The organism is Micromonospora sp. NPDC049230 (assembly GCF_040647875.1).
Taxonomy (GTDB): Bacteria; Actinomycetota; Actinomycetes; order Mycobacteriales; family Micromonosporaceae; genus Micromonospora.
This window is the reverse complement of record NZ_JBEZCZ010000008.1, coordinates 79,115-99,727: the sequence shown is the minus strand read 5'-3', so window position 1 is coordinate 99,727 and position 20,613 is coordinate 79,115. Positions and strand designations below refer to the sequence as shown.

General features: G+C 73.2%; 22 protein-coding genes. 15 read left to right on the top strand and 7 right to left on the bottom strand.

Annotated elements, in window-relative coordinates; all coding sequences use genetic code 11:
* Positions 1-207: 207 nt before the first annotated feature.
* Positions 208-1,035 carry a hypothetical protein gene (locus AB0A95_RS10120; RefSeq protein ID WP_357555311.1) on the top strand — a complete coding sequence of 276 codons (828 nt, stop codon included), beginning with the start codon at positions 208-210 and terminating at the stop codon, positions 1,033-1,035.
* Positions 1,032-1,790 (top strand): Asp/Glu racemase, encoded by a 759-nt coding sequence (locus AB0A95_RS10115; protein WP_357555310.1) that lies wholly within the window; start codon positions 1,032-1,034, stop codon positions 1,788-1,790. The genes AB0A95_RS10120 and AB0A95_RS10115 overlap by 4 nt, the downstream gene beginning before the upstream one ends.
* 14 nt (positions 1,791-1,804) lie before the next feature.
* Here the strand turns inward: AB0A95_RS10115 and AB0A95_RS10110 are convergent, their stop codons facing one another.
* The 5 genes from AB0A95_RS10110 to AB0A95_RS10090 all read right to left on the bottom strand — a co-directional run bounded on the left by AB0A95_RS10110 (position 1,805) and on the right by AB0A95_RS10090 (position 7,594).
* On the bottom strand, positions 1,805-3,013 hold the full coding sequence (locus AB0A95_RS10110; RefSeq protein WP_357555309.1) for a low temperature requirement protein A: 1,209 nt from the start codon (positions 3,011-3,013) through the stop codon (positions 1,805-1,807).
* A 288-nt stretch (positions 3,014-3,301) separates the two neighbouring features.
* A complete protein-coding gene (locus AB0A95_RS10105) occupies positions 3,302-4,594 on the bottom strand; it encodes a hypothetical protein (protein WP_357555308.1) in 1,293 nt (430 codons plus the stop codon).
* A gap of 368 nt (positions 4,595-4,962) precedes the next feature.
* Complete coding sequence (locus AB0A95_RS10100; RefSeq protein WP_357555307.1) at positions 4,963-6,312, bottom strand: NAD(P)/FAD-dependent oxidoreductase; 1,350 nt, start codon at positions 6,310-6,312, stop codon at positions 4,963-4,965.
* Between the two features lies 1 nt (position 6,313).
* Positions 6,314-6,706 carry a TcmI family type II polyketide cyclase gene (locus AB0A95_RS10095; protein WP_357555305.1) on the bottom strand — a complete coding sequence of 131 codons (393 nt, stop codon included), beginning with the start codon at positions 6,704-6,706 and terminating at the stop codon, positions 6,314-6,316.
* Between the two features lie 90 nt (positions 6,707-6,796).
* Positions 6,797-7,594, bottom strand: coding sequence for a BTAD domain-containing putative transcriptional regulator (locus tag AB0A95_RS10090; RefSeq protein WP_357555303.1), 798 nt, complete (start codon positions 7,592-7,594; stop codon positions 6,797-6,799).
* A 434-nt stretch (positions 7,595-8,028) separates the two neighbouring features.
* Here AB0A95_RS10090 and AB0A95_RS10085 point away from each other — a divergent pair, with 434 nt between their 5' ends.
* Genes AB0A95_RS10085 through AB0A95_RS10045 form a run of 9 tightly spaced genes read left to right on the top strand, consistent with a single transcriptional unit; the run spans position 8,029 to position 16,103 of the window.
* Positions 8,029-8,367 carry a TcmI family type II polyketide cyclase gene (locus tag AB0A95_RS10085; RefSeq protein WP_357555302.1) on the top strand — a complete coding sequence of 113 codons (339 nt, stop codon included), beginning with the start codon at positions 8,029-8,031 and terminating at the stop codon, positions 8,365-8,367.
* Positions 8,364-10,115, top strand: coding sequence for an acetyl-CoA carboxylase carboxyltransferase subunit alpha (locus AB0A95_RS10080; RefSeq protein WP_357555300.1), 1,752 nt, complete (start codon positions 8,364-8,366; stop codon positions 10,113-10,115). Before AB0A95_RS10085 ends, AB0A95_RS10080 begins: the two co-directional genes overlap by 4 nt.
* 17 nt (positions 10,116-10,132) lie before the next feature.
* Positions 10,133-10,627 carry an acetyl-CoA carboxylase biotin carboxyl carrier protein gene (gene accB, locus AB0A95_RS10075; protein ID WP_357555447.1) on the top strand — a complete coding sequence of 165 codons (495 nt, stop codon included), beginning with the start codon at positions 10,133-10,135 and terminating at the stop codon, positions 10,625-10,627.
* 19 nt (positions 10,628-10,646) lie between these two features.
* A complete protein-coding gene (locus AB0A95_RS10070; protein ID WP_357555299.1) occupies positions 10,647-12,077 on the top strand; it encodes an acetyl-CoA carboxylase biotin carboxylase subunit in 1,431 nt (476 codons plus the stop codon).
* On the top strand, positions 12,074-12,829 hold the full coding sequence (locus tag AB0A95_RS10065; RefSeq protein WP_357555298.1) for an SRPBCC family protein: 756 nt from the start codon (positions 12,074-12,076) through the stop codon (positions 12,827-12,829). The genes AB0A95_RS10070 and AB0A95_RS10065 overlap by 4 nt, the downstream gene beginning before the upstream one ends.
* Entirely contained in the window at positions 12,822-13,226 is a 405-nt protein-coding gene (locus tag AB0A95_RS10060) for a cupin domain-containing protein (protein WP_357555296.1), read from the top strand. The genes AB0A95_RS10065 and AB0A95_RS10060 overlap by 8 nt, the downstream gene beginning before the upstream one ends.
* The gene (locus AB0A95_RS10055; RefSeq protein WP_357555295.1) at positions 13,223-14,515 is read left to right on the top strand and encodes a beta-ketoacyl-[acyl-carrier-protein] synthase family protein; all 1,293 of its coding nucleotides are present in this window, start codon (positions 13,223-13,225) and stop codon (positions 14,513-14,515) included. Before AB0A95_RS10060 ends, AB0A95_RS10055 begins: the two co-directional genes overlap by 4 nt.
* The gene (locus AB0A95_RS10050) at positions 14,512-15,789 is read left to right on the top strand and encodes a beta-ketoacyl synthase N-terminal-like domain-containing protein (protein WP_357555293.1); all 1,278 of its coding nucleotides are present in this window, start codon (positions 14,512-14,514) and stop codon (positions 15,787-15,789) included. The genes AB0A95_RS10055 and AB0A95_RS10050 overlap by 4 nt, the downstream gene beginning before the upstream one ends.
* Positions 15,786-16,103: an antibiotic biosynthesis monooxygenase family protein gene (locus AB0A95_RS10045; protein WP_357555291.1), complete on the top strand. Its 318-nt coding sequence runs from the start codon at positions 15,786-15,788 to the stop codon at positions 16,101-16,103. Before AB0A95_RS10050 ends, AB0A95_RS10045 begins: the two co-directional genes overlap by 4 nt.
* A 379-nt stretch (positions 16,104-16,482) precedes the next feature.
* Here the strand turns inward: AB0A95_RS10045 and AB0A95_RS10040 are convergent, their stop codons facing one another.
* Complete coding sequence (locus AB0A95_RS10040; protein WP_357555290.1) at positions 16,483-16,764, bottom strand: hypothetical protein; 282 nt, start codon at positions 16,762-16,764, stop codon at positions 16,483-16,485.
* Positions 16,765-17,003: 239 nt separating this feature from the next.
* On the opposite strand from AB0A95_RS10040, the gene AB0A95_RS10035 reads away from it, so the two are divergent.
* Positions 17,004-18,353, top strand: coding sequence for a class I adenylate-forming enzyme family protein (locus AB0A95_RS10035; RefSeq protein ID WP_357555288.1), 1,350 nt, complete (start codon positions 17,004-17,006; stop codon positions 18,351-18,353).
* Here AB0A95_RS10035 and AB0A95_RS10030 read toward each other — a convergent pair.
* Complete coding sequence (locus AB0A95_RS10030) at positions 18,281-18,955, bottom strand: 4'-phosphopantetheinyl transferase superfamily protein (RefSeq protein WP_357555287.1); 675 nt, start codon at positions 18,953-18,955, stop codon at positions 18,281-18,283. The two genes, AB0A95_RS10035 and AB0A95_RS10030, sit on opposite strands and share 73 nt — an antisense overlap.
* 15 nt (positions 18,956-18,970) lie before the next feature.
* Here AB0A95_RS10030 and AB0A95_RS10025 point away from each other — a divergent pair, with 15 nt between their 5' ends.
* From AB0A95_RS10025 to AB0A95_RS10015, 3 genes are read left to right on the top strand one after another with little or no spacing between them, the layout of a single operon-like run.
* Positions 18,971-19,258 (top strand): acyl carrier protein, encoded by a 288-nt coding sequence (locus AB0A95_RS10025; RefSeq protein ID WP_357555286.1) that lies wholly within the window; start codon positions 18,971-18,973, stop codon positions 19,256-19,258.
* Positions 19,258-19,503 carry an acyl carrier protein gene (locus AB0A95_RS10020; RefSeq protein WP_357555285.1) on the top strand — a complete coding sequence of 82 codons (246 nt, stop codon included), beginning with the start codon at positions 19,258-19,260 and terminating at the stop codon, positions 19,501-19,503. Before AB0A95_RS10025 ends, AB0A95_RS10020 begins: the two co-directional genes overlap by 1 nt.
* A complete protein-coding gene (locus tag AB0A95_RS10015; protein ID WP_357555284.1) occupies positions 19,496-20,605 on the top strand; it encodes a beta-ketoacyl synthase N-terminal-like domain-containing protein in 1,110 nt (369 codons plus the stop codon). The genes AB0A95_RS10020 and AB0A95_RS10015 overlap by 8 nt, the downstream gene beginning before the upstream one ends.
* The last annotated feature ends 8 nt before the right edge of the window (positions 20,606-20,613 follow it).

Genomic DNA, 20,613 nt, shown 5'->3' with positions numbered 1-20,613 from the left:
TGTACCCAATCGGGTCGTTCGGCTAACGGATACCGGCTCCGGACCACTGGATCCTCCGTCCGGCCGATTCGGTCCGCCGTTGCGTACCGCCCGGGATCGGCCACCCGCACCGGGTAACGCGTGTCGGCTATCGGATCGGCGACCGACCCGGCCGGCACACGCTTCGGCGGACGTAGAACTGCCTCACGGCCCCGCCGAGGAGGACTCATGGACGCCCCGACACCGCCCCTGTACATCGACAGTCCCGAGGACGTCGCGGTCGCGGCGCGCGCGCTGGCTGGCGGCGCGGTCGTCGCGGCGGCGTTCGCCAACTTCTACGTCCTCGTCACCCGCCCCGACGCGGCCACCGTACGCCAGCTCAACCTGGCCAAGGGTCGTCCCGCGCAGCAGGTCGGCAGCATCACCACCGCGGTCGGCCGGATCCCGGGCATGTTCGACTGGACGCGGATCTCACCGCGGCTGCCGGTCGGCCGCGTGCGGGCACTGATGGACGCCCTCTACGGCGCCGGCCCGTTCGGCTTCCGGGGGCCGGCGGCGGAGCGGCTCCCCGAGCACCTCACCCAGGTCGACCAGGGGATGCGGACCACCCAGGTGATCGCACCCGGCCTGACCTGCCCGTCCAACGCCTTCTTCGAGCGGGCGCTCGCCGAGACCGGCTCGGACCACCTCTACATCACCTCGGCGAACCGGTCCCGGCACCTCACCGGGGCGGCCGAGGAACCGGCGCACTGGAAGATCGGTGCCCTCGCCGCCGACTTCGCCCACCTCGACGACCTGGTGGTGCTCGCCCACCGGGACGAGGCGGCGGCCCGCGCCGCGTACCCGGGTTACCTCACCACCTCGGTCACCCTGCTCTCGTTCCACGCCCCGGAGGGCGAGTTGGAGGAGCCTCCGGTGCTCACCGTGGACCGGCACGGGTCGCTGCACCTGGACGACGTCCGCCGCGCCGCCGCGCCACTCGGCCTCCAGGTGCGTCTGGGCGGCACCGCCGTGCAGCGATTGCGGGCCCGGGCGTACGCCGGGGCGCTGGTGTGAGCGACCGTCGCATCGGCCTGGTGGTGCCCAGTTCGAACACCACAATGGAGACCGAGATCCCGGCGATGCTGCGCCGCCGCGAGAGCGTCGACGCGACGGTCCGCTTCACCACGCACGCCAGCCGGGTACGACTGCGTCAGGTGACCCCCGACGAGTTGGCCCGGATGAACCGCTCCGCCCTGCGCTGCGCCGCCGAGCTTGCCGACGCCCGCTGCGACGTGCTCGCGTACGCCTGCCTGGTGGCGGTGATGTGCGAGGGCGCGGGCGCGCACGAGCGGGCCGAGCGGCGGCTGGGCCGGGCCTCCGCTCGCGCCGGGCACACCATGCCGGTGGTGACGAGTGCGGGCGCGCTGGTCGCCGGGCTGCGGGCGCTGGACGCCCGCCGGGTGGCCCTGATCGCGCCCTACCTGCCGCCGTTGACCGCGACAGTCGCCGCCTACCTCGCCGCGCACGGCGTGCGGGTGACCGAGGCGGTGAGCCTGAGCGAGCCGGACAACGTGGCGGTGGGGCGCATCCCCACGTCCCGCCTGACCGAGCTGGCGCAGCGACTGGACGTGACCGGCGTGGACGCGGTGGTCCTCTCCGCCTGCGTGCAGCTGCCGTCGTTGGCGGCGGTGCCGTGGGTGGAGGCCCGCCTCGGCCGCCCGGTGCTCACCGCGGCCACCGCCACAGTGCACCAGCTGCTCACCACGCTGGACGTCGATCCGTACGTGCCGGACGCCGGACGGCTGCTCGCCGGGTCGACCGCACCCTGAGCGGGCCGGTCGGCTCAGTGCGGTGGGGACGGGGCCTCCGCTGGTTTGCCGTAGCTGCGCCGGAAGTCCGCGTAGGCGACCCCGACCAGCACCAGGAGGGCGCCGATCGAGGCGAACACCGGCGGCAGGAACAGCACGGCGGGCGCGATGGTCAGCAGTGTCAGCACACCGCCGGGACGCGACGCCGACACCCTGCTGAACACCTCGTACTCGAACGAGGCCCGGCCGACCAGGAAGAGCGCCGGGCCGCCGAGGATCACCGCCGCCCAGGCCGGCGGCGTCCGCCCGGTCGGCTCGTGCAGCACGAGGTCGAAGCCGGTCGCCGTGGTCACCACCCCGGCGACCATCAGCAGATGGGTGTACGGCGCGGTGAACAGGAACCTGCTCGGTGACCCCGACCCCTTGATGGCCATCGGCAGCAGCTGACCGGACTTGTGCACGTAGATCCGCCAGAGCAGCAGGGTGGTCAGGAACGCCACCGCGAACACGCCGATGTTCTGCCCCTCGGTGCGCGTCGTGCTGAACATGGTGCCGATGGTCAGGATGGCGTCGCCGAGGGCGATGATGAAGAACTGCTGGTAGCGCTCGGAGAGATGCTCCGCGGTGACGTTGCGCTGGGGTTCGGGCACCACCCCGAGCCCCGGCACCGGGTACGCGAGCCGGAACCCGACGTAGTCGATGACGAGCGCGACGGCCCAGCACGCCATGCGGGCGTCCTTGTTGACGAACGCGCCGATGATCCACGGAATCGCGGACACCGCGAACCAGATGAAGATGCGTGCCGCGCGGCGCTGCGTCTGCGGTTCACGGCGGACCGCCGGCATCAGGAACAGCCCGCGCCCGAGGTGGATCGCCACGTAGGTGCCGGCGAAGACGATCCCGCGGTCGCCGAACGCCTCCGGTATCGCCGTGGTCATCAGCAGCGCGCCGAACATCACGGCGCTGATCAGCAGCTTGATCTCGGTGCGTTCCGGGTTGTAGAGGTCGGTGACCAGTGTGGTGATCACCCAGGTCCACCAGACGGCGGCCAGCATGATCAGCGCCTGGCCGGCCCGGTGCCAGTCGAGCTGGTCGACCATGCCCCGGGAGATGAGCGCCAGGGCGACCACGTACACCAGGTCGAAGAAGAGTTCGAGGAGGGTCACCCGGCGCGGGGCCTCCGGGTCGCGCACCGGCGGACGACGGGCCCGTGAGGACCCGGGCTCCGGCGCGGCGAGGTGCACGGGCTACTCCTGCGGAACCGGTCGACTCGACGGACCCGTCTGGTCCACCTGAACGGACGGTAACGATCGGTCGACCGCCCGGCCGCGAATTCGCCGTGCCTTCCCCCAACCGAGGTGATCGACTCGGCTTTCTGCATGTCGGGGTGTCCGGGCGGGTCGGATGCCCCGGTTTTCTGAAAGCCGAGTCGATCACGCCGGCGGTCGGGTCCGTGGATGGTGCGGCCTCGACGGCCGAACCCCCGGCCTACCGTCGCGTCGGACGGTGGACCGGGGGCTCGATGTCGCACGTCAGGACGGGTTGCCGCCCGGTAGTACGGCGGCCATCTCATCGCCGGCACCGGCGAGCACGCGGGCCTGCTGTGGCCAGGTGGCCAGCCCGGGTGCGGCACGCAGGCCGGCGGCCCGGATCAGGTCGCGCAGTGCCGCCTCGTCCAGCGCACCGAGCTGGACGTACGTGCGTACACCGGCGTCCTGCAACGCCGCCGCCATCTTCGGCCCGATCCCCTGGATCCGGCGGAAGTCGTCGGCCGGGCCCGGGCCCGTGGGGTCGGCGTCCGTGCCGCTGCCAGCGGTCGTACCGACCGGAGGGGTCGCGGCCACGGCCGGTACGACCTCGGGCGCGGCCACCGCCGACGGCTCCGGCTCGGTGTCCACCGGCTCGGTGTCCGCGTCCGTCGGCGCTGCTTGCACGCCGTTGGTGTCCGTCGGGTCGGTGTGCCGCGCGTCGGCGTTCACCGGCACCTCCGCCGGCACCGCGGCCTCGGCCGCCACATCGTCGGCCGGCCCGGTCGCGGTCGGCTCGTCGATCGGGCTGGCGGCGGTCGGCGCGCCGGCCCGGCTGGCCGTGGTCGCCGCATCGTCGGCCGGGGTGACCTCGGTCGACTCGTCCGCCGGGCTGGCCGTGGTCGCCGTATCGTCGGCCGGATCGGACGCCGTCGGCTCGTCGGCCGGGCTGGCCTCGGCCGCCGCATCGTCGGCCAGCCCGGTCGTGGTCGGTTCGTCGGCCAGGCCGGTCGTGGTCGGTTCGTCGGCCAGGCCGGTCGTGGTCGGCTCGTCGGCCGGGGTGGTGCCGAGCGGCGCGCTGTCGAGAGGAAGGTCGTCCGCGGGCTGGCGGGGGGCGATCACGGCTGCCGAGGCGGGCTGCTCGTCGACAGTGACCGGCTCGGGGGTCGATTCCACAACGGGCTCCGACGGAAGGTCAGACGCGTCGGACGGTGCCGACGGCGGGGCCTCGGTCAGCGCCATGTCGGCCGGGTCGACGGTGCTCGGGGCGTCCGCCGGAACCTCCACCGGCGTGGGACTGTCCGGTCCGGTGACGGCGGCGGGCGCGCTGACCGTGTCCACCGGCACCGGTTCGTCGGCGACCGCGACGGGGGCCGGGTCGATGGTGGCCGCGGGCCGGGCCTCGTCGGTGGTGGCCGGCGGCGTCGGCGTGGAGATCACCGCCAGGCCGGCTACCGGATCTCCGTCCACTATCGAATTGCCCTGCACACCCCGCCGGCCGCGCAGCAGCCACCCGGCGGCCAGGCCCAGCACCAGTGCCAGTACCACTATCAGCGAGTGTCCGATAGACCACGCCACGGCGAACCTCCCTCTCAACTCGTTGGAAAAGGCACGAGAAAAACTCGCCGCAGCTTCGCACACGCGTGTTGCCGGCAAGTGAGAGGATCGGCCGCAGGCGTCCCGGTTGGGGTGACCACCTCAGGCGGTGCCCGCCGAGTGACACAGCGTCGCGCCGAACGGGCAGCAACGCCGAACAAGCAACGCCGAACAAGCAACGCCGAACAAGCAACGCCGAACAAGCGGCGTCGCCACCAGACAAGCTACGTCGCACCAAGACGACACGAAGACCCGGCACGACGTGACCCGGCACGACGCGAAGGTCCGACACGATTCGACCCGGGCCCGGCGGGGGACCGCCGAGCCCGGGTCGCCGGGCGATGTCTGACTCAGTCCTGGTCGCCCTCGTAGGTGTGGAAGTCGTCGACGAAGCGGCGACGCAGCCGGGGCACCCGACTCGTCACTCCGAAGTAGCCGCGCGCGCCGAGCAGCGCGAGTCGACCCACCACCGGCCGGTACATCCGGTCGTCGCCGTTGGTGCCGCTGCGGTTGAGCGATTCGGCGACCCGCGCGAAGCCGTACGGCACCATCGCGGCCTCGTAGTCGGCGACCGCCTGCACCAGCGTCTTGTCGCCGGTGGCGGCGCGGCCGAGTTGCTCGCAGAGCAGGCGGGCGTCGCGCAGCGCGGTGTTCGCGCCCACCCCGCGACCTGGCGTCATGGTGTGGATGGCGTCGCCGAGCATGGTGACGGTGCTGCTCTTCCAGGGCGGCACCGGCTCGGACGTGGACACTCGGATCGGTAGGGCACTGGCCGGGTCCGCGCGGGTCAGCAGCTCCCGCAGGTTCGAGTGCCAGTTCGAGGTGAGGTCCAGGGCGACGCGTACCAGGTCCTCGCCGCGGCGCTCCATCACGTCGGCCGGGAATCGGCGGCCCGTGCTCCAGATGATCAGGTTGATGTTGTCGGTGGTGGTGTCGTGGGACAGGCCGGGCCAGGTGCGCAGCAGCGCGGCGTCGGCGTCGCTGACGCCGGGTTTGATGACCCGGCGGGCGTCCCACTTGAACTCCATGACGTGCAGGACGCCCATCATCCCGCCGACGCCGAAGATCAGCGAGATGCCCTGCCGGACCCGCTCCGGGACGAGGCCGCGGGTGTGCGCGGTGAGCGGAATGCGGGTGGCGATGTTGATCGTGCCGGCGTCGCGGGTGACGGCGTGCGGCAGGTACTGCCGGCGTACCGCCGAGTGGGTGCCGTCCGCCGCCACCAGCAGGTTGCCGGTGGCGCTGGTGCCGTCGGCGAAGTACGCGGTGACAGTGCCGTCGTCGCGCTGCTCGTAGCGGGTGAAGGTCTTGTCGAAGTGCACCACGTCGTCCAGGCCGGTCAGCAGCACCTGGCGCAGCACCATCCGGGCCACCGAATGTTCGGTGTGCACCGGGTCGGCGCTCGGTCGCAGGGGGAAGGACGCGGTCTGGCGGAGCCCCTGGGTGACCACGTTGAAGTAGTGCGGCGGCCGCGCGCAGGTGGCCAGGAAGGTGGCGAACAACTGCGGGGGCAGGCACTCCCGCAGCGCCCGGCTACCGGTGGGGCCGATGCCGACCCGGTAGCCGAGCAGACCTTCGGCGCGGTCGCGGTGCCGTTCGTAGACGGCGACGCTGATCCCGGCGCGGCGCAGGCCGTGTGCCAGGCACAACCCGCCGGTGCCGGCGCCGATGATCAGGACGTGCGGCCCGGCGGCGGACATCTCAACCAGCCGGTCGCGCTGCGGGCACGTCGGTGCCGGCCGGCCGCGCCTCCGGCACGGGGACGCCGGCCGGGGGCGCGTCCCACCGGTAGAAGCAGCCGGCGATCGCGTCCCGGGGGGAGCGCCAGGTCGGTAGGTACGGCGACGTGTGCGCGGAGAGCCGTTCGTTGACCTGTTGGAAGAGCGGGTGGTTGCGGGCCGCCGCGAGGGCGTCCGGGTCGACGTCGTCCGAGGTCTCCAGCAGGTGTACGCACAGGTCGTGCAGGCAGTACAGGGACCGGTGCGTGACGCCGGTCAGACCGGGCAGGTCGGTGGCGTCGGATTCGGCGAAGATCTGCGCGACCCGCCCCTCCGCGCCCGGGATGATCCGGCTGACGATCAGTAGACGACTCATGGGACCCCTTCCGCCGGTGGCCTCCCGACCCTCGGATCGGCGCCACGTGCTCTGTGCGCCTACCGTGCCGCAGCGTCTGTCACATCTCCGTCACGTACGCCGGCCCGCCGGTGACGGGCGGTCGGTGACGGCGTGGCGGGTGGCCTGCCGGATCGGGGCGAGTGTGTCGTCGAGCAGGGCGCTCATCGCGGGGCTCGGCTCCAGACTCAACTCCCTGCGCAGCAGGTCCCGGTAGACGTAGAAGGCGTGCACGGCCTCGAAGGCGTTGCCCTCGGCCAGGTGGATGCGGACCACCAGCCGGTGCGGTGTCTCCCGTAGCGGCTCGGCGGCCATCGCCTCCAGCGCGGCCTCCAGGGCCTCGCCGTGCCGCCCCGCGCTGAGGTGCTGCCCGGCGACCTGTTCCAGCATGTGCAGGCGCAGTTGGCGCAGTCTCTCGCGGTCCAGCAGCACCCAGTCGTCGTACCAGCCGGGCAGGAGGTCGTGCCGGCCGGCGGCGAGTGCCCCCGCCGCGATGCGCGGGTCGTCGCCGTCGCGGACCCGGGCCGCGGTGCCGACCAGGTCGTCTACGTCGAGCCGGACCGTCGGGTCGAGCCGTACGGTGTCGCTGGCCACTGTCATCGGGCAGCACGGGTCCTGTCGGAGTCGCCACAGCGCGGTGCGCAGCGAGGACAGCGCCCGTTCCTCCGACGCGTCGGGCCAGAGCAGGCCGGCTAGTTGGCTGCGGGTGGCGCCCGGGCGCAGTCCGATCAGCGCGATCACCCGTTGCAGCCCGCGGGGCACCACGACCGGCGCCGCCTCGCGCAACAGCCGGAAACCGCCGAGCAGGTGGAGTGCGACGCCCTCGCCGGGTGGGTCCCCTGCGGTCGGCACGGACGGGTCAGCGGTCACGGCGGCACCCCCTGCGGAACGCTCGTCCCGACTGTCTGCTGTGTCCCGGATCGGTTGCCCGTGACGCCACTGTCGGCCCCACCGGTGCAGGCGCGGCCCTCGGCTGCCGGGCGCGGCCCCGCCCGCCGAGGCGGCCGGGCTGACCACCGTGAAGATTATCAATAACAGTCACGTTGAGTCAACGCCGCAGTGGACCTTCTATTGGTGACAGTCAACCTGAGATCGCTTCTGAACTGCGCAAACACTGTGAGAGGACACAGTGCTCGCATAGCTGATACACAGGATGCGTCAACGCAGCGTCACCAACGGGGGTTGCTGTCCGGTGCGGCCCGGTGACGCCGCCGTGACGAGGACTGCCGCATCGTGTCGGCAGTCGTCCAGCGCGTCCGGGGGCCCACCCGTCGCCGGCCGGACGCCGTGGGGGGAGGCCCAGCATGGACCGATCGCTGATCGTCGCGAAGGTGGATCCGACCGCCGAGGAACGGGTCGCCGAGATCTTCGCCGAGTCGGACGCGACGGAACTGCCGCGTCTGGTCGGTGTCCGGCACCGTTCGCTGTACCGGCTGCACGACCTCTATGTGCACCTGCTCGAGACCGAGCATCCGGCCCAGAGCGCGGTGGAGGGCGCCCGGGGCCACCCGGAGTTCATCCGGGTCAGCGACCGTCTGCGCCCGTACGTGTCGCCGTACCTGCCCACCTGGCGTTCGCCGCGCGACGCGATGGCGCGGTGCTTCTACCGGTTCGACGCCCCGGACACCCGGCGGCGGCCGTGACCGCCACCGCACCCCGCGAGGAGCAGCTCTGGTCCCGCTGCGCCGGCTGCGCCAGCCTGCTCTACCGCAAACGGCTGCGCCGCAACCTGGACGTCTGCCCGGAGTGTGGCGAGCACGCCCGCCTCGGCGCTCCGGAACGCCTGCGTCAAATCGTCGACCCGGGGTCGCTGCGCCTGCTGCCCGACCAGCTTCCCGAGGCGGACCCGATCGACTTCGTCGACGTGCTGCCGTACCCCCACCGGCTCAGTGCCGCGCGGGCCAGCACCGGGCTCTCCGAGGCGGTCGTCTGCGCCACCGCCACCATCGGTGGTCACCCGGCCGCGCTGGCGGTGATGGACTTCCGCTTCCTCGGTGGCAGCCTGGGCTGCGCGGTGGGCGAGTTGATCACCCGGGCCGCCGAACGGGCGCTGGACGACCGCATACCGCTCATCCTGGTCACCGCCTCCGGCGGGGCGCGGATGCAGGAGGGCGTGCTGTCGTTGATGCAGATGGCCACCGTCAGCCAGGCCATCGCCGCGCTGCGCGAGGCGGGTCTGCTCACCGTGAGCGTGCTCACCGATCCGACCTACGGCGGGGTGGCCGCGTCGTTCGCCACCAACACCGACCTGGTGCTCGCGGAGAGCGGCGCGCGGATGGGCTTCGCCGGCCCCCGGGTGATCCGTCAGGTCACCGGGCGGGCCCTGCCGGAGGGTTTCCAGACCGCCGACGTCCTGCTCCGGCACGGGCAGGTCGACATGGTGGTGCAGCGCCGGTCGCTGCGCCCTCGGCTGGCGGCGTTGCTCGCCGCCACCCGTGCCACCCGAGCGAGTCGTCCGCCCGTACCCCGGCAGGAGCCCGCGCCGCGTCGCGAGCGCCTGGCCGACGCCGGCGCGACGCCCGCGCGCCCGGCCGACCCGACGGCCGTCGGGGCCGCGCCGACCACCCCGGCGGTACGCGACGCGTGGGACACCGTCCGGATGGCCCGCCACCCCGGGCGACCCACCACACTGGACTACCTCGATTCCGTCTTCGACGGGTTCCTGGAGCTGCACGGCGATCGGTTGGGCGCGGACTGCCCGGCCATCGTGGGTGGCGTGGCGCGGCTGGCCGACCGGCACGTGATGGTCATCGGCCACCAGAAGGGGCACACCACCGCCGAGTTGGTGGCCCGCAACTTCGGCATGGCCAGCCCGGCCGGGCATCGCAAGGCGCTGCGGTTGATGCGCCTCGCCGCCCGCCTCGGCCTGCCCGTGGTCACCCTCGTGGACACCCCTGGCGCCGACCCCGGCGTGAGCGCCGAGGAACAGGGCCAGGCGGCGGCCATCGCGGAGAACATCCTCACCCTCACCGTGCTGCCCACCCCCGTGCTCGCGGTGATCACCGGAGAGGGCGGCAGCGGTGGTGCCCTGGCCCTCGCCGTCGCCGACCGGGTGCTGATGCTGGAGAACGCCGTCTACTCGGTGATCAGCCCCGAGGGCTGTGCCGCGATCCTCTGGCCGGACCGGTCCGCCGCGCCGCAGGCCGCCCGCGCGCTCCGACTGACCGCGCCCGACCTGTACCGGCTCGGGGTGGTCGACGAGGTCGTACCGGAGCCGTGCGGCGCCGCCCACGACGACCCGGCGGAGACCGCCCGCCGGCTGCGCGCCGCCCTGCTGACCAATCTGCTGCCGCTGCTGGACGTGCCGCCCGCCATGCTGGTGCGCCTGCGCCGACAGCGCTTCCGGCGCTTCGGCACGACACGTGCCGGTGCCCGGGCGGGTGCGCGGTGACCGCCGCCGACGCGACGGTGTCGACGGTCGAGACGCCCCACGACGCCGGGACGGGTGACGAAAAGACGCTGGCCGGACTGCGCCGGCAGGCCCACCACCTGATCGCCGAACTGGCCGGGCCGGTGCGCCGGATCCGGCTGCGCAGCGGCCCGGCGGTGCTGGAGGTCGAGTGGCATCCGGAGGAGCCGACCCGTGCCGACGTACCTGCGGGGAACGCCGATTCGGCGCCACCGACCACCAACCCGCCCACGGCACCGAACCGGCCGCCGGCGACCGCCGCGGTGCGGGCACCGCTGGTCGGCACCTTCTACCGGGCGGCGGAGCCCGGCGCGAAGCCCTTCGTCGCGGTGGGCGACCTGGTCCGTCCGGGCCAGCCGGTCGCCATCGTCGAGGCGATGAAGTTGATGAACGAGGTCACCGCCGACCGCGCCGGCCGGGTGGTCGCGATCCTCGTCGAGGACGGCCACCCGGTGGAGTACGACCAGCCGCTCGTCGAGTTGGACCCGGCATGACCGCGCAGGGTGGTTGACCATGTTCGAGACCGTGCTGATCGCCAACCGGGGCGAGATCGCGCTGCGGGTGCTGCGCGCCTGCAAGGAGCTGGGCGTGCGCACCGCGGTGGTCTACTCCGCGGCGGACGCCGACTCGCCGGTGGTCCGCCTCGCCGACCGGGCCGTCCGGATCGGGCCGGCGTCGAGCCGGCGCAGCTACCTCAACGCCGCCGCGATCGTGGAGGCGGCCCGACAGGTGGGTGCGCAGGCCGTCCATCCCGGCTACGGGTTCCTCTCCGAGGACGCCGACTTCGCCGAGATCTGCGCGGACAACGGACTGATCTTCATCGGCCCGCCCCCCGCGGTGATGGCCGCGCTGGCCGACAAGTCCTCGGCGCGGGCGCTGCTGAGCCGTGCCGGCCTGCCCCTGTCGCCGGGCAGCGTCGCGCCGGTGCCGACCGCCGCCGCGGCGGCCGAGGTGGCCGAGGCCGTCGGCTACCCGGTGATCGTGAAGGCCGCCGCCGGGGGAGGGGGGCGGGGGATGACTGTGGTGCGCACCCCGGGCGAGCTGCACCGGGCGTACGCCCGCACCCGGGCCGCCGCGCAGGCCGCCTTCGGCGACGACCGGGTGTACGTCGAGCGGTACCTCACCGAGGCACGCCACGTCGAGGTGCAGGTGCTCTGCGACTCCCACGGAAACGGGGTGCACCTGGGCACCCGGGACTGCTCGGTGCAGCGCCGGCACCAGAAGCTGGTCGAGGAGGCACCCGCCCCGGCGTTGTCCGCCGCCGTCCTCGACACCATCGCCGAGGCCGCCCTGCGCGGCGCGCTGCGTGTCGGTTTCGTCGGCGCCGGCACGCTGGAGTTCCTGGTCGACGCCGAGGAACAGTTCCACTTCCTGGAAATCAACTGCCGGATCCAGGTGGAGCATCCGGTCACCGAGATGGTCACCGGGATCGACCTGGTGCACGAGCAACTGCACATCGCCGCCGGGGTGCCGCTGCGCTGGCGGCAGGAGGAGATCCGCCTGCACGGCGTCGCGATCGAGTGCCGGGTCAACACCGAGGACCCCGACCGGGACTTCGCACCGACCCCCGGCCGGTTGGAGCGTTTCACCCCACCCGGCGGCCCGTTCACCCGGGTCGACACCCACGCCAGCGCCGGCTACCTGGTCGGTCCCTGGTACGACTCGCTGCTGGCCAAGGTGATCGTCTGGGCGCCGGACCGGGAGCTGGCCCTCAACCGGCTGGAGCGGGCCCTGGACGAGTTCGACATCGCCGGGCCGGGCGTGCGCACCACCATCCCGTTCGTCCGGCGGGTGCTCGACGACGCCGCGTTCCGCAAGGGCCGCTACACCACCGGCCTGGTCGATCGGCTGCTCGGCGCGTCCGCGCAGCGGCCCACGGCCACCCCCGCACCGCGCCCCGCGTCCGCCGCGGAGCCCGACGTAACCCTCAGGAGGACCCGATGACCGTCACGCATGGTCGAGGAATGACCGCCGAGATCACCGACATCCTGGTGGCGCACTGTGGGCTTGACGCCGACGCGGCGGCCCGGTCACCCGCCGCGTCGCTGGAAGAGCTGGGGATGGACTCCCTCGCCCTGCTGGAACTCTCCGCGGTCGTCGCCGACCGCTGGCAGGTGAGCATCCCCGAGCAGGCCGCGGAGCTGAGCATCCCGGCCGTGGCCGACCTGATCGCCCGACGCGCCGACCCACCCGGGCACACCGAGAACAGCGTGCTCATCGACGCGCCGCTCGCGCTGGTCTGGGACGTCACCAACGACGTGGCGAACTGGACCGAACTGTTCACCGAGTACGCCGTGGTGGAGATCCTGCACCGCGAGGAGTACACCGTGCGGTTCCGACTCACCATGTATCCCGACGAGAACGGGGTGGCCTGGAGCTGGGTCAGCGAGCGCACCTCCGACCCGGTGAGCAGGCAGGTCCGGGCGCACCGGGTGGAGACCGGGCCGTTCGAGTACATGCGGATCCACTGGCGCTACACCGAGGAGGCCGGCGGCACCCGGATGACCTGGACGCAGGACTTCGCGATGAAGCCGACCGCGCCGCTGGACAACGCCGGGATGACCGAGCGGATCAACACCAACAGCGTCATCCAGCTCGCGGTGATCAAGGACCGGGTGGAGCGGATCGCCCGACAGCGCGCCGACCAGGACGCCCCGGCGGCCGGCGCCGACCCGACGGAGGCCGACGATGAGTGACCTGAGCACCCGGCCGATCGCCGCCGGGGACGTACCCGCCGACCGGCGACGCGGCGGTGAGCTGCGGGTGTTGCTCGGCCCCCGCACCGTCGGCAGCACCTCGGGCTTCCTCGGGGTCGCCACGCTCGCGCCGGGGGAGCGGATCGCCGAGCACTACCACCCGTACAGCGAGGAGTTTCTGTACGTGGTGCGCGGCGCGATCACCGTCGACCTGGACGACCAGCCGACACTCCTGGCCGCCGGTGAGGCGCTGTTCGTGCCGGTGAACGTGCGCCACCGACTGCGCAACACCGGCGTCGAACCGGCCGAGGTGGTCTTCCACCTGGGCCCGCTCGCTCCCCGCCCGGAGCTGGGGCACGTCGACACCGAGTTGGCCGAACAGCGCGGTGGGTCGTGAGCGGACGCCGCACGGTGGTGACCGGGATCGGGGTGGTCGCCCCCGGGGGTGCCAGCCGGGACCGGTTCTGGAAGACCATCACCGAGGGGCGGACCGCCACCCGGCGGATCAGCTTCTTCGACCCGTCGGCGTTCCGGTCGCAGATCGCCGCCGAGTGTGACTTCGACCCCGTCGCCGCGGGGCTCACCGACGCCGAGCGACGCCGGGCCGACAGGTACGTGCAGTTCGCGTTGGCCTGCTCCGCGGAGGCCGTCGCCGATGCCGGGTTGGTGCTCAGCGACGCGGAGCGGGACCGGGCCGGGGTGGTGCTCGGCACCGCCGTGGGCGGCACGATGGCGTTGGAGCAGGAGTACGTCACCGTCAGCGAGCACGGTAAGCGCTGGCTTGTCGACGCGACACGCGGTGGTCCGTACCTCTACCAGGCGCTGGTGCCCAGCAGCCTCGCCGCCGACGTGGCCTGCCGGCACGGGCTGCACGGCCCGGCGCAGGTGGTGTCCACCGGCTGCACCTCCGGCATCGACGCCATCGGCTACGCCCACCAGATGATCGTGGACGGTGAGGCGGACGTGATGCTGGCCGGGGCGGCGGACTCGCCGATCTCGCCGGTCACCGTCGCCTCCTTCGACGCGATCAAGGCGACCAGCCCGGACAACGACGACCCGGCGCACGCCTCCCGGCCGTTCGACGCCGACCGGCACGGGTTCGTGCTGGCCGAGGGCGCGGCGGTGCTGGTGTTGGAGGAGGTCGAGCATGCCCGTCGACGGGGTGCGCACATCTACTGCGAGGTGGCCGGCTATGCCAGCCGCAGCAACGGTTACCACATGACCGGGCTGCGTCCGGACGGCCTGGAGATGAGCCTCGCCGTCACCGACGCGTTGAAGCAGGGGCGGATCCTCCCCGAGCAGGTGTCCTACATCAGCGCCCACGGCTCGGGTACCAAGCAGAACGACAGGCACGAGACGGCCGCGTTCAAACGGGCGTTGGGTCAGGCCGCGTACCGGGTGCCGATCAGCTCGATCAAGTCGATGGTCGGGCACTCGCTCGGCGCGATCGGGTCGATCGAGATGGCGGCGTGCGCCCTCGCGATCGAGTTCGGCGTGGTGCCGCCGACGGCCAACTGGAGCACCCGGGATCCGGAGTGCGACCTGGACTACGTACCGAACGAGGCCCGGGAGGTCCCGGTGGACGTGGCGCTGTCGGTGGGCAGTGGGTTCGGCGGCTTCCAGTCGGCGATGGTGTTCCGCCGGCTGCGCGGCCCGGCGGCGGCGTCCGGCCCGGTGGCGGCGTGAGCACCGCCCGGCCCGGTGGCGGCGCGAGTGCCGCCCGGGCGGTGGTGACCGGCATCGGGGTGGTCGCGCCGAGTGGCATCGGCGCGGACGCGCACTGGCGGACGGTGCTGGCCGGCATCCGCCGGACCGGGCCGATCACCCTGTTCGACCCGGCCGGCTATCCGACCCGCCTCGGCGGGGAGGTGCCGGGCTTCACCGCCGACTCCTACGCCGACAGTCGACAGGTGGTGCAGACCGACAGGTGGACGCACCTCGGCTTCGCCGCGACCCGGCTGGCGTTGGCCGACGCCGGGCTGCCCGACCGGGCCCCCGACCCGTACGGCTACGCGGTGACCCTGGCCAGCTCGTCCGGGGGCAACCTGTTCGGTCAGCGGGAGCTGCAACGGCTGTGGGGCGGTACGTCCCGCACGGTCGGGGCGTACCAGTCGATCGCCTGGTTCTACGCGGCGAGCGTCGGGCAGCTCTCCATCCACCACCAGTTCAAGGGCCCGAGCGGGGTGCTCGTCGCGGAGGCGGCCGGCGGGCTGGACAGTCTCGCGCACGCCGCCCGCGCGGTACGCCGGGGCACCCCCGTGGTGATCGCCGGGGCCACCGAGTGCCCCCTGAGCCCGTACGCGCTGGCCTGTCAACTGCGCTCCGGGTTGCTCAGCGACGTCTCCGACCCGCAGCTGGCGTACCGGCCGTTCGACGCCAAGGCCAGCGGCTACCTGCCGGCCGAGGGGGGTGCGGTGTTCGTGGTGGAGGAGCTGGCGCACGCCCTCGCCCGGGGCGCCCGGGTCTACGGCGAGGTGAGCGGGTGGGGCTCCACCCACGACGCCGCGCACACCACGGCGGACAGTGCCGGCGACCCGATCCAGTACGCGCGGGCGATGCGGCTGGCCCTGGACCGGGCCGGCGTGACGGCGGCCGGGATCGACGTGGTGCTGCCCGACGCCCTCGGCGTGCGCCGTTACGACCGCAGCGAGGCCGAGGCGCTGCGCGCCGTGTTCGCCGACCGGCCGGTGCCGGTGACCACGCAGAAACCGTTGACCGGGCGGGCGTACCAGGGCGGCTCGGCGTTGGACGTGGCCACCGCGCTGCTCGCCTTCGCGCACGACACACTGCCCGCGTCGGCCGGCCCGCAGGAGGTCGCCGAGGGGTGCGAGCTGGACTTCCTGCGCGAACACCGGCAGCCGCGCAGCAGGCTCGCGCTGGTCTGCGCGCGGGGCTTCGACGGGTTCAACAGTGCGCTGGTCCTGCGCGGGGCGGTGCCGATGAGGGGAGAGACGCCGTGAGCGAACAGCGGGCGCGGGTGGTGTTCCTGGTGCGGGTGCCGGTGGGGCGCACCGAGGAGTTCCTCGCCGCCTACGAGGACGTGCGGCACCTGGTCGCCGGTGGGGTGCCGGGGCACCTGGTCGACCAGGTGTGCCGCTCGTCGACCGACCCGGAGCAGTGGCTGATCACCAGCGAGTGGGCGAGCCTCGCCGACTTCGAGGCCTGGGAGCGCAGCCCCGAGCACCGGGATCTGGTGCGCCCGATGCGGGAGTGCTTCACCGACGCCAGATCGCTGCGCTTCCGAATCCACGCCCAAACCCCGGCCCTGACCTGACGTCCACCCACCCCACCCCCACCCCCCACCCCCACCCCCACCCCCACCCCGCCCCACCACCCCGCCTGTCGATCATGGAGTTGTGGTGGGTGACAAAGTGCCCGAATGGCACCAAGCTAGGCACCGCAACTCCATGATCGACGGACCCTCCCCGCGATCTCGCACTTACTGTCGTGGAGTCGGGGCACTTCACGCATCCCGACGACCGAAAGCGCACGATCGGCGCGGCGGGACGACGGATCGGTACGACTGCGAGCGCGGCCGGGCGTTGGTGACGGCCGAGGCGAACGCGGTGATCGCCGGTGTTCTCGATGCCGAACCCGACGCCGTGGTGTGGGTCGGCCACGAGAAGGTCATTGGCGACGACGCCTGGCGTCGACTAACCGCCGAGCATCGCGCGGCCCACCTCGTCGACGCCGCCGACGCCGACCTCCAGATCGGCGACCCCACCGCCGCTGGGCGCCCTGGCCGACGCCGACTCCATCGCGCCCGACGAGGTCCGCTGCCGGCCTGCTGCTCGTACCCTCGTCGCCGAGATCGCGCACAGTGCCCGCGCGGCCGCCCGCGTGGCGCGGCTCGCCACCCTCGTCGGGCTCAGCCGGTGACCGCGACGCCATCGGCCGTCCGGCTGGGGCCGCGCGACGGTTGTACGAGGCGTCATGTCTCGGTGACGTTCCGCCGAATCGCCTGCCCGATCCTGCCCGCCGAACGGGCTGTCCGCAATCCGGCTTGCCGCTTCTTCTGATCTATCCATTCGCATCTGGCGATGGGGTGGTGGGAGTCGTATGGTTCCCCGCAGCACCCCGACAAGCGTTCGTGATGGGCGATTTCGCCCTATTTGATGCTGGGCGGTGAACGATAGTGGCGGCAACAGATCCTACGGCGACAGACCCCGGATGGGTGGACGAAGTCCTGTTCGCAGGCCAGCCGACCGATGTTTGTCTCCGTCTGCCCGAGCCTGTCGACCGGGCCACCCTGCACCGGCTGGTCACCGCCGCGCAGGAGCGGCTCACCGCCGTCGGACTGCGCCCCGGTGGCGCTGCGGCGCTGCGGCTGCCGCCGTCCCTGGCGTACGTGGCGAACCTGCTGGCCACCTGGCGGGCCGGGGCGCAGGCGATCCTGCTCGACCACCGGCTGACCGATCACGAGGTGGACCGCGCGTTGTTCCGGCTGACCCCGCAGGTGGTCATCGCCCCGGTGCGGTCCGGTGGCGGCGCGCTGAAGATCTTCGTCGACGTCACCGAGGGCGTCACCCGCTACGCCGACCGTCCGGCGGTCAGCGGCCACGCCGTGATCCAGCTCAGCTCCGGCTCCACCGGCCCGTCCAAGGTGATCGGTCGCACCGCGGCGGACCTGGTCGCCGAGGTGCACCGCTACACCCGGATCGACGGGGTGGCGTTGCCCGGCGAGCGGATCATCCTGCTGCCCTCGATGGTGCACGTGCTCGGTCTGGTCGGCGGCCTGCTCTACGGGCTGCACGCCGGGGTCGAGCTGGTCCCGCCCCAGCGGCTCAGCGGTGACGCCGTGCTGGCCGCGATCAGCGCCGGCACCACACCGGCCACCGTGCTGGGGGTTCCGTTCCACATCGGACTGCTCGCCTCCACCCGACCGGCCGGGCCGCTGCCGCAGCTCCGGCGGATGACCACCGGGGGTGAGCTGGTGCCGGCCGTCGTCGCCCGGGCGTTCACCGACCGCTACGGGGTGCCGCTGGGCAACATGTACGGGATGACCGAGGTCGGGGTGATCGGCACCGACCTGCACGGCGTACACCGACCGTCGATCGCCCCGGCGCCCGGCATCGAGGTCCGCGAGACCGGCGGTGAGCTGTGGGTCTCCTGCCCGGCGTCACCGTACGTCGGACTGGGCGACCCGACCCGGTGGTCCGACGGCTGGCTACACACGCGCGACGCCGGGACCGTCGACGAGGACACCGGCCTGGTCACGGTACGCGGGCGGCTCGACTCGCAGGTCTCCGTCGGCGGGATGAAGGTCGACCTGACCGAGGTGGAGGCCACCGTCGCCGAGCTGACCGGGGTGGCCGCGGCAGTGGTGGTGTGGGACGGCGGCATCACCGCGTACGTCCAGCCGGACGGCCCGCTGTCGGAGGAGACGCTGGACAAGCTCCTCGCGGAGCGGTTGGCTGGCTACAAGCGGCCCCGCGTCCTGCACCTTGTCGATCAGTTGCCCCGCACCACCACCGGCAAGCTGGTGCGTTCGACCGACGCGCTGCGCTCGGCGGTCACCCCGTGACCGGGCCGCCGCACCATCTCGACGTCGACCTGCCCGGTCGCGAGCGCGGCGACCGCCAGGACGAGCCCCCGGCCCAGCTGCGGATGGCCGACCCGCAGGGCGTCGGCGCCGGGCACCGTCCGCAACGGCAGCCCCGGCGGCGGCATCAACCGACGCAGGCCGCCGTCGCGCAACCCCCGCCCGAGCGCCTTACCGACCGCCTCCTTCGCGGTCCACAGTCGCAGGAACTCCGCCGCCCGGCCAGCCTCGGGCCGATCGCCCAACCGGGCCAACTCGGCGGGTGGGAACCAGCGGCGGGCCAGCGCGAGTGCCGGCAGTGGGCGGATCCGCTCCACGTCCACTCCGACCGGACCGGCCGGACGGGCCGCGACCGCCACCAGCCCGGCGGTGCGGCTGACGCTGACCGCCAACTCGACCTCGTCGACCCGGACGACCGGCCGTCCGTCGCGGTCGTGCGTCAGCACCACAGCGGTCCTCGTACGACCGAGCAGCAGGGCACCCGCCCGCCGCAGCAGCGCAGTGGCCGGATCCGGCTGACCGCCGGTGTCCCGGCCGACCCACACGTAGACGGTGTCCCGACCGGACACCGTCAGCTGACCCACGCAGAGAGGGTATCCATGAGAGCCGAGGTCCGCGCCTTCGTCGTCGAGCAGCTCGTCGACATGAACTACGACGTCGAGGGGCTCGACGACGACACCACGCTCGGCCCGTCCGGCGTCGACCTGGAGTCTCTCGCCCTGGCCGACCTGTCCGTCCGGGTCGAGGACCGGTACGGCCTGACGTTCGCCGACGACGAGTCGGAGCAACTGGCCCTGATGACGGTCGGTGAGTTCACCACAATGGTCGCCAATCGCGTCACCGGGGCGACGAGCGATGCCACCGAGGCGACGAGCGACAGAGCCTGATGAGCGGTCAGCCCGATCTGGGGCGAGCTGACCTGATGACCATGCTCGCCGAACTCAGCCCGAAACCGGCTGCCGAGGTGTCCGACCGGATCGGCTCGATGGAGCTTGCCTGGCTGGTGCACCTCGTCGAGCAGCGCTACGAGTGCCGGCTCGACCTCACCGACGACGAACTGGCCGGTATCCGTACCGTCGACGACGCCCTGGTGGTGTTCCGGGCGTCGCTGACCGCCTCCGCAGATGGTTGAGGCGCGCGTCGCCCAGCTCACCGGCGTGTACGCGGTCAGCGCCCTGGGGCGGGGCGCCGACGCGCAGCTCGCCGGCGCGCTGGCCGGGGTGCCGGCGTTCGGACCGGTGGACCGGTTCGACACCGCCGCCCGCCGGGTCACCGTGGCGGCCACCGGGCCCGAGGTCGGCACGCTCCCCGACGAGCTGGCCGCCGCGATCGACGCGGCCTGCCGGGCGGCCGGCCTGGACCGCGTGCGGCGCACCGGGTGCGCCCTGCTGCTCGCCGTGCACGGCGGCCCGGCCCCCGGGGCCGGCCCGGCGCCGGCCGCCCTCGCCGGTCAGCTCGCCGCCCGCTGTGGACTGTCCGGTCACACCCGGGTCTACACCAGCGCCTGCGTGTCGGCGAGCACCGCGGTGGCCGACGCCGCCGCCCGGATCACCCGCGGTGACGTCGAGCGGGTGGTGGTCGCGGCCGGCTACCTGGTGGAGTCCGACCAGTTCGCGCTCTTCGACGCCGGTCGCGCCCTCGCGATCGACGGGGCGGTCCGCCCGTTCAGCGCCGGCCGCCGAGGGCTGCTGCTGGGCGACGGCGTGGCCGCGGTCGTGCTGGAATCGAGCACCGCCCGCCGGCCCGGCGTCGATCCGGTGGCCACGGTGGCCGGATGGGGACGGGCCGGTGACGCGTTCCATCCCTGCCAGCCGGAGCCCGGCGGCACCGGGCTGGCCCGCGCGGTCGACGCCGCGCTGCGCCGGGCCGGGCTGCCAGCACCGGCCGTCGGCTACGTCAACGCCAACGCCACAGGTACCACGCAGAGCGACGCGGCCGAGGCGGCGGCGCTGCGTCGGGCCCTCAGCGCGCACGCCACCCGGGTCCCGGTCAGCTCCACCAAGTCGGTGCACGGGCACGCGTTGGAGGCGTCCGGGCTGCTCGAACTGGTGGTCACCGCGCTCGCGCTGCGACACGGCGAGCTGCCGGTCAACGCCGGCTGGCTGGCCCCCGACCAGGCCTGCCCCCTCAACGTGATCACGGACCGTCCGCAACGGACGGAAGCCACCCACGCCCTGACCCTGAACGCCGCCTTCGGCGGCGCGAACACCGCTCTCCTGGTCGGCGTCGGATGACCGCCCCC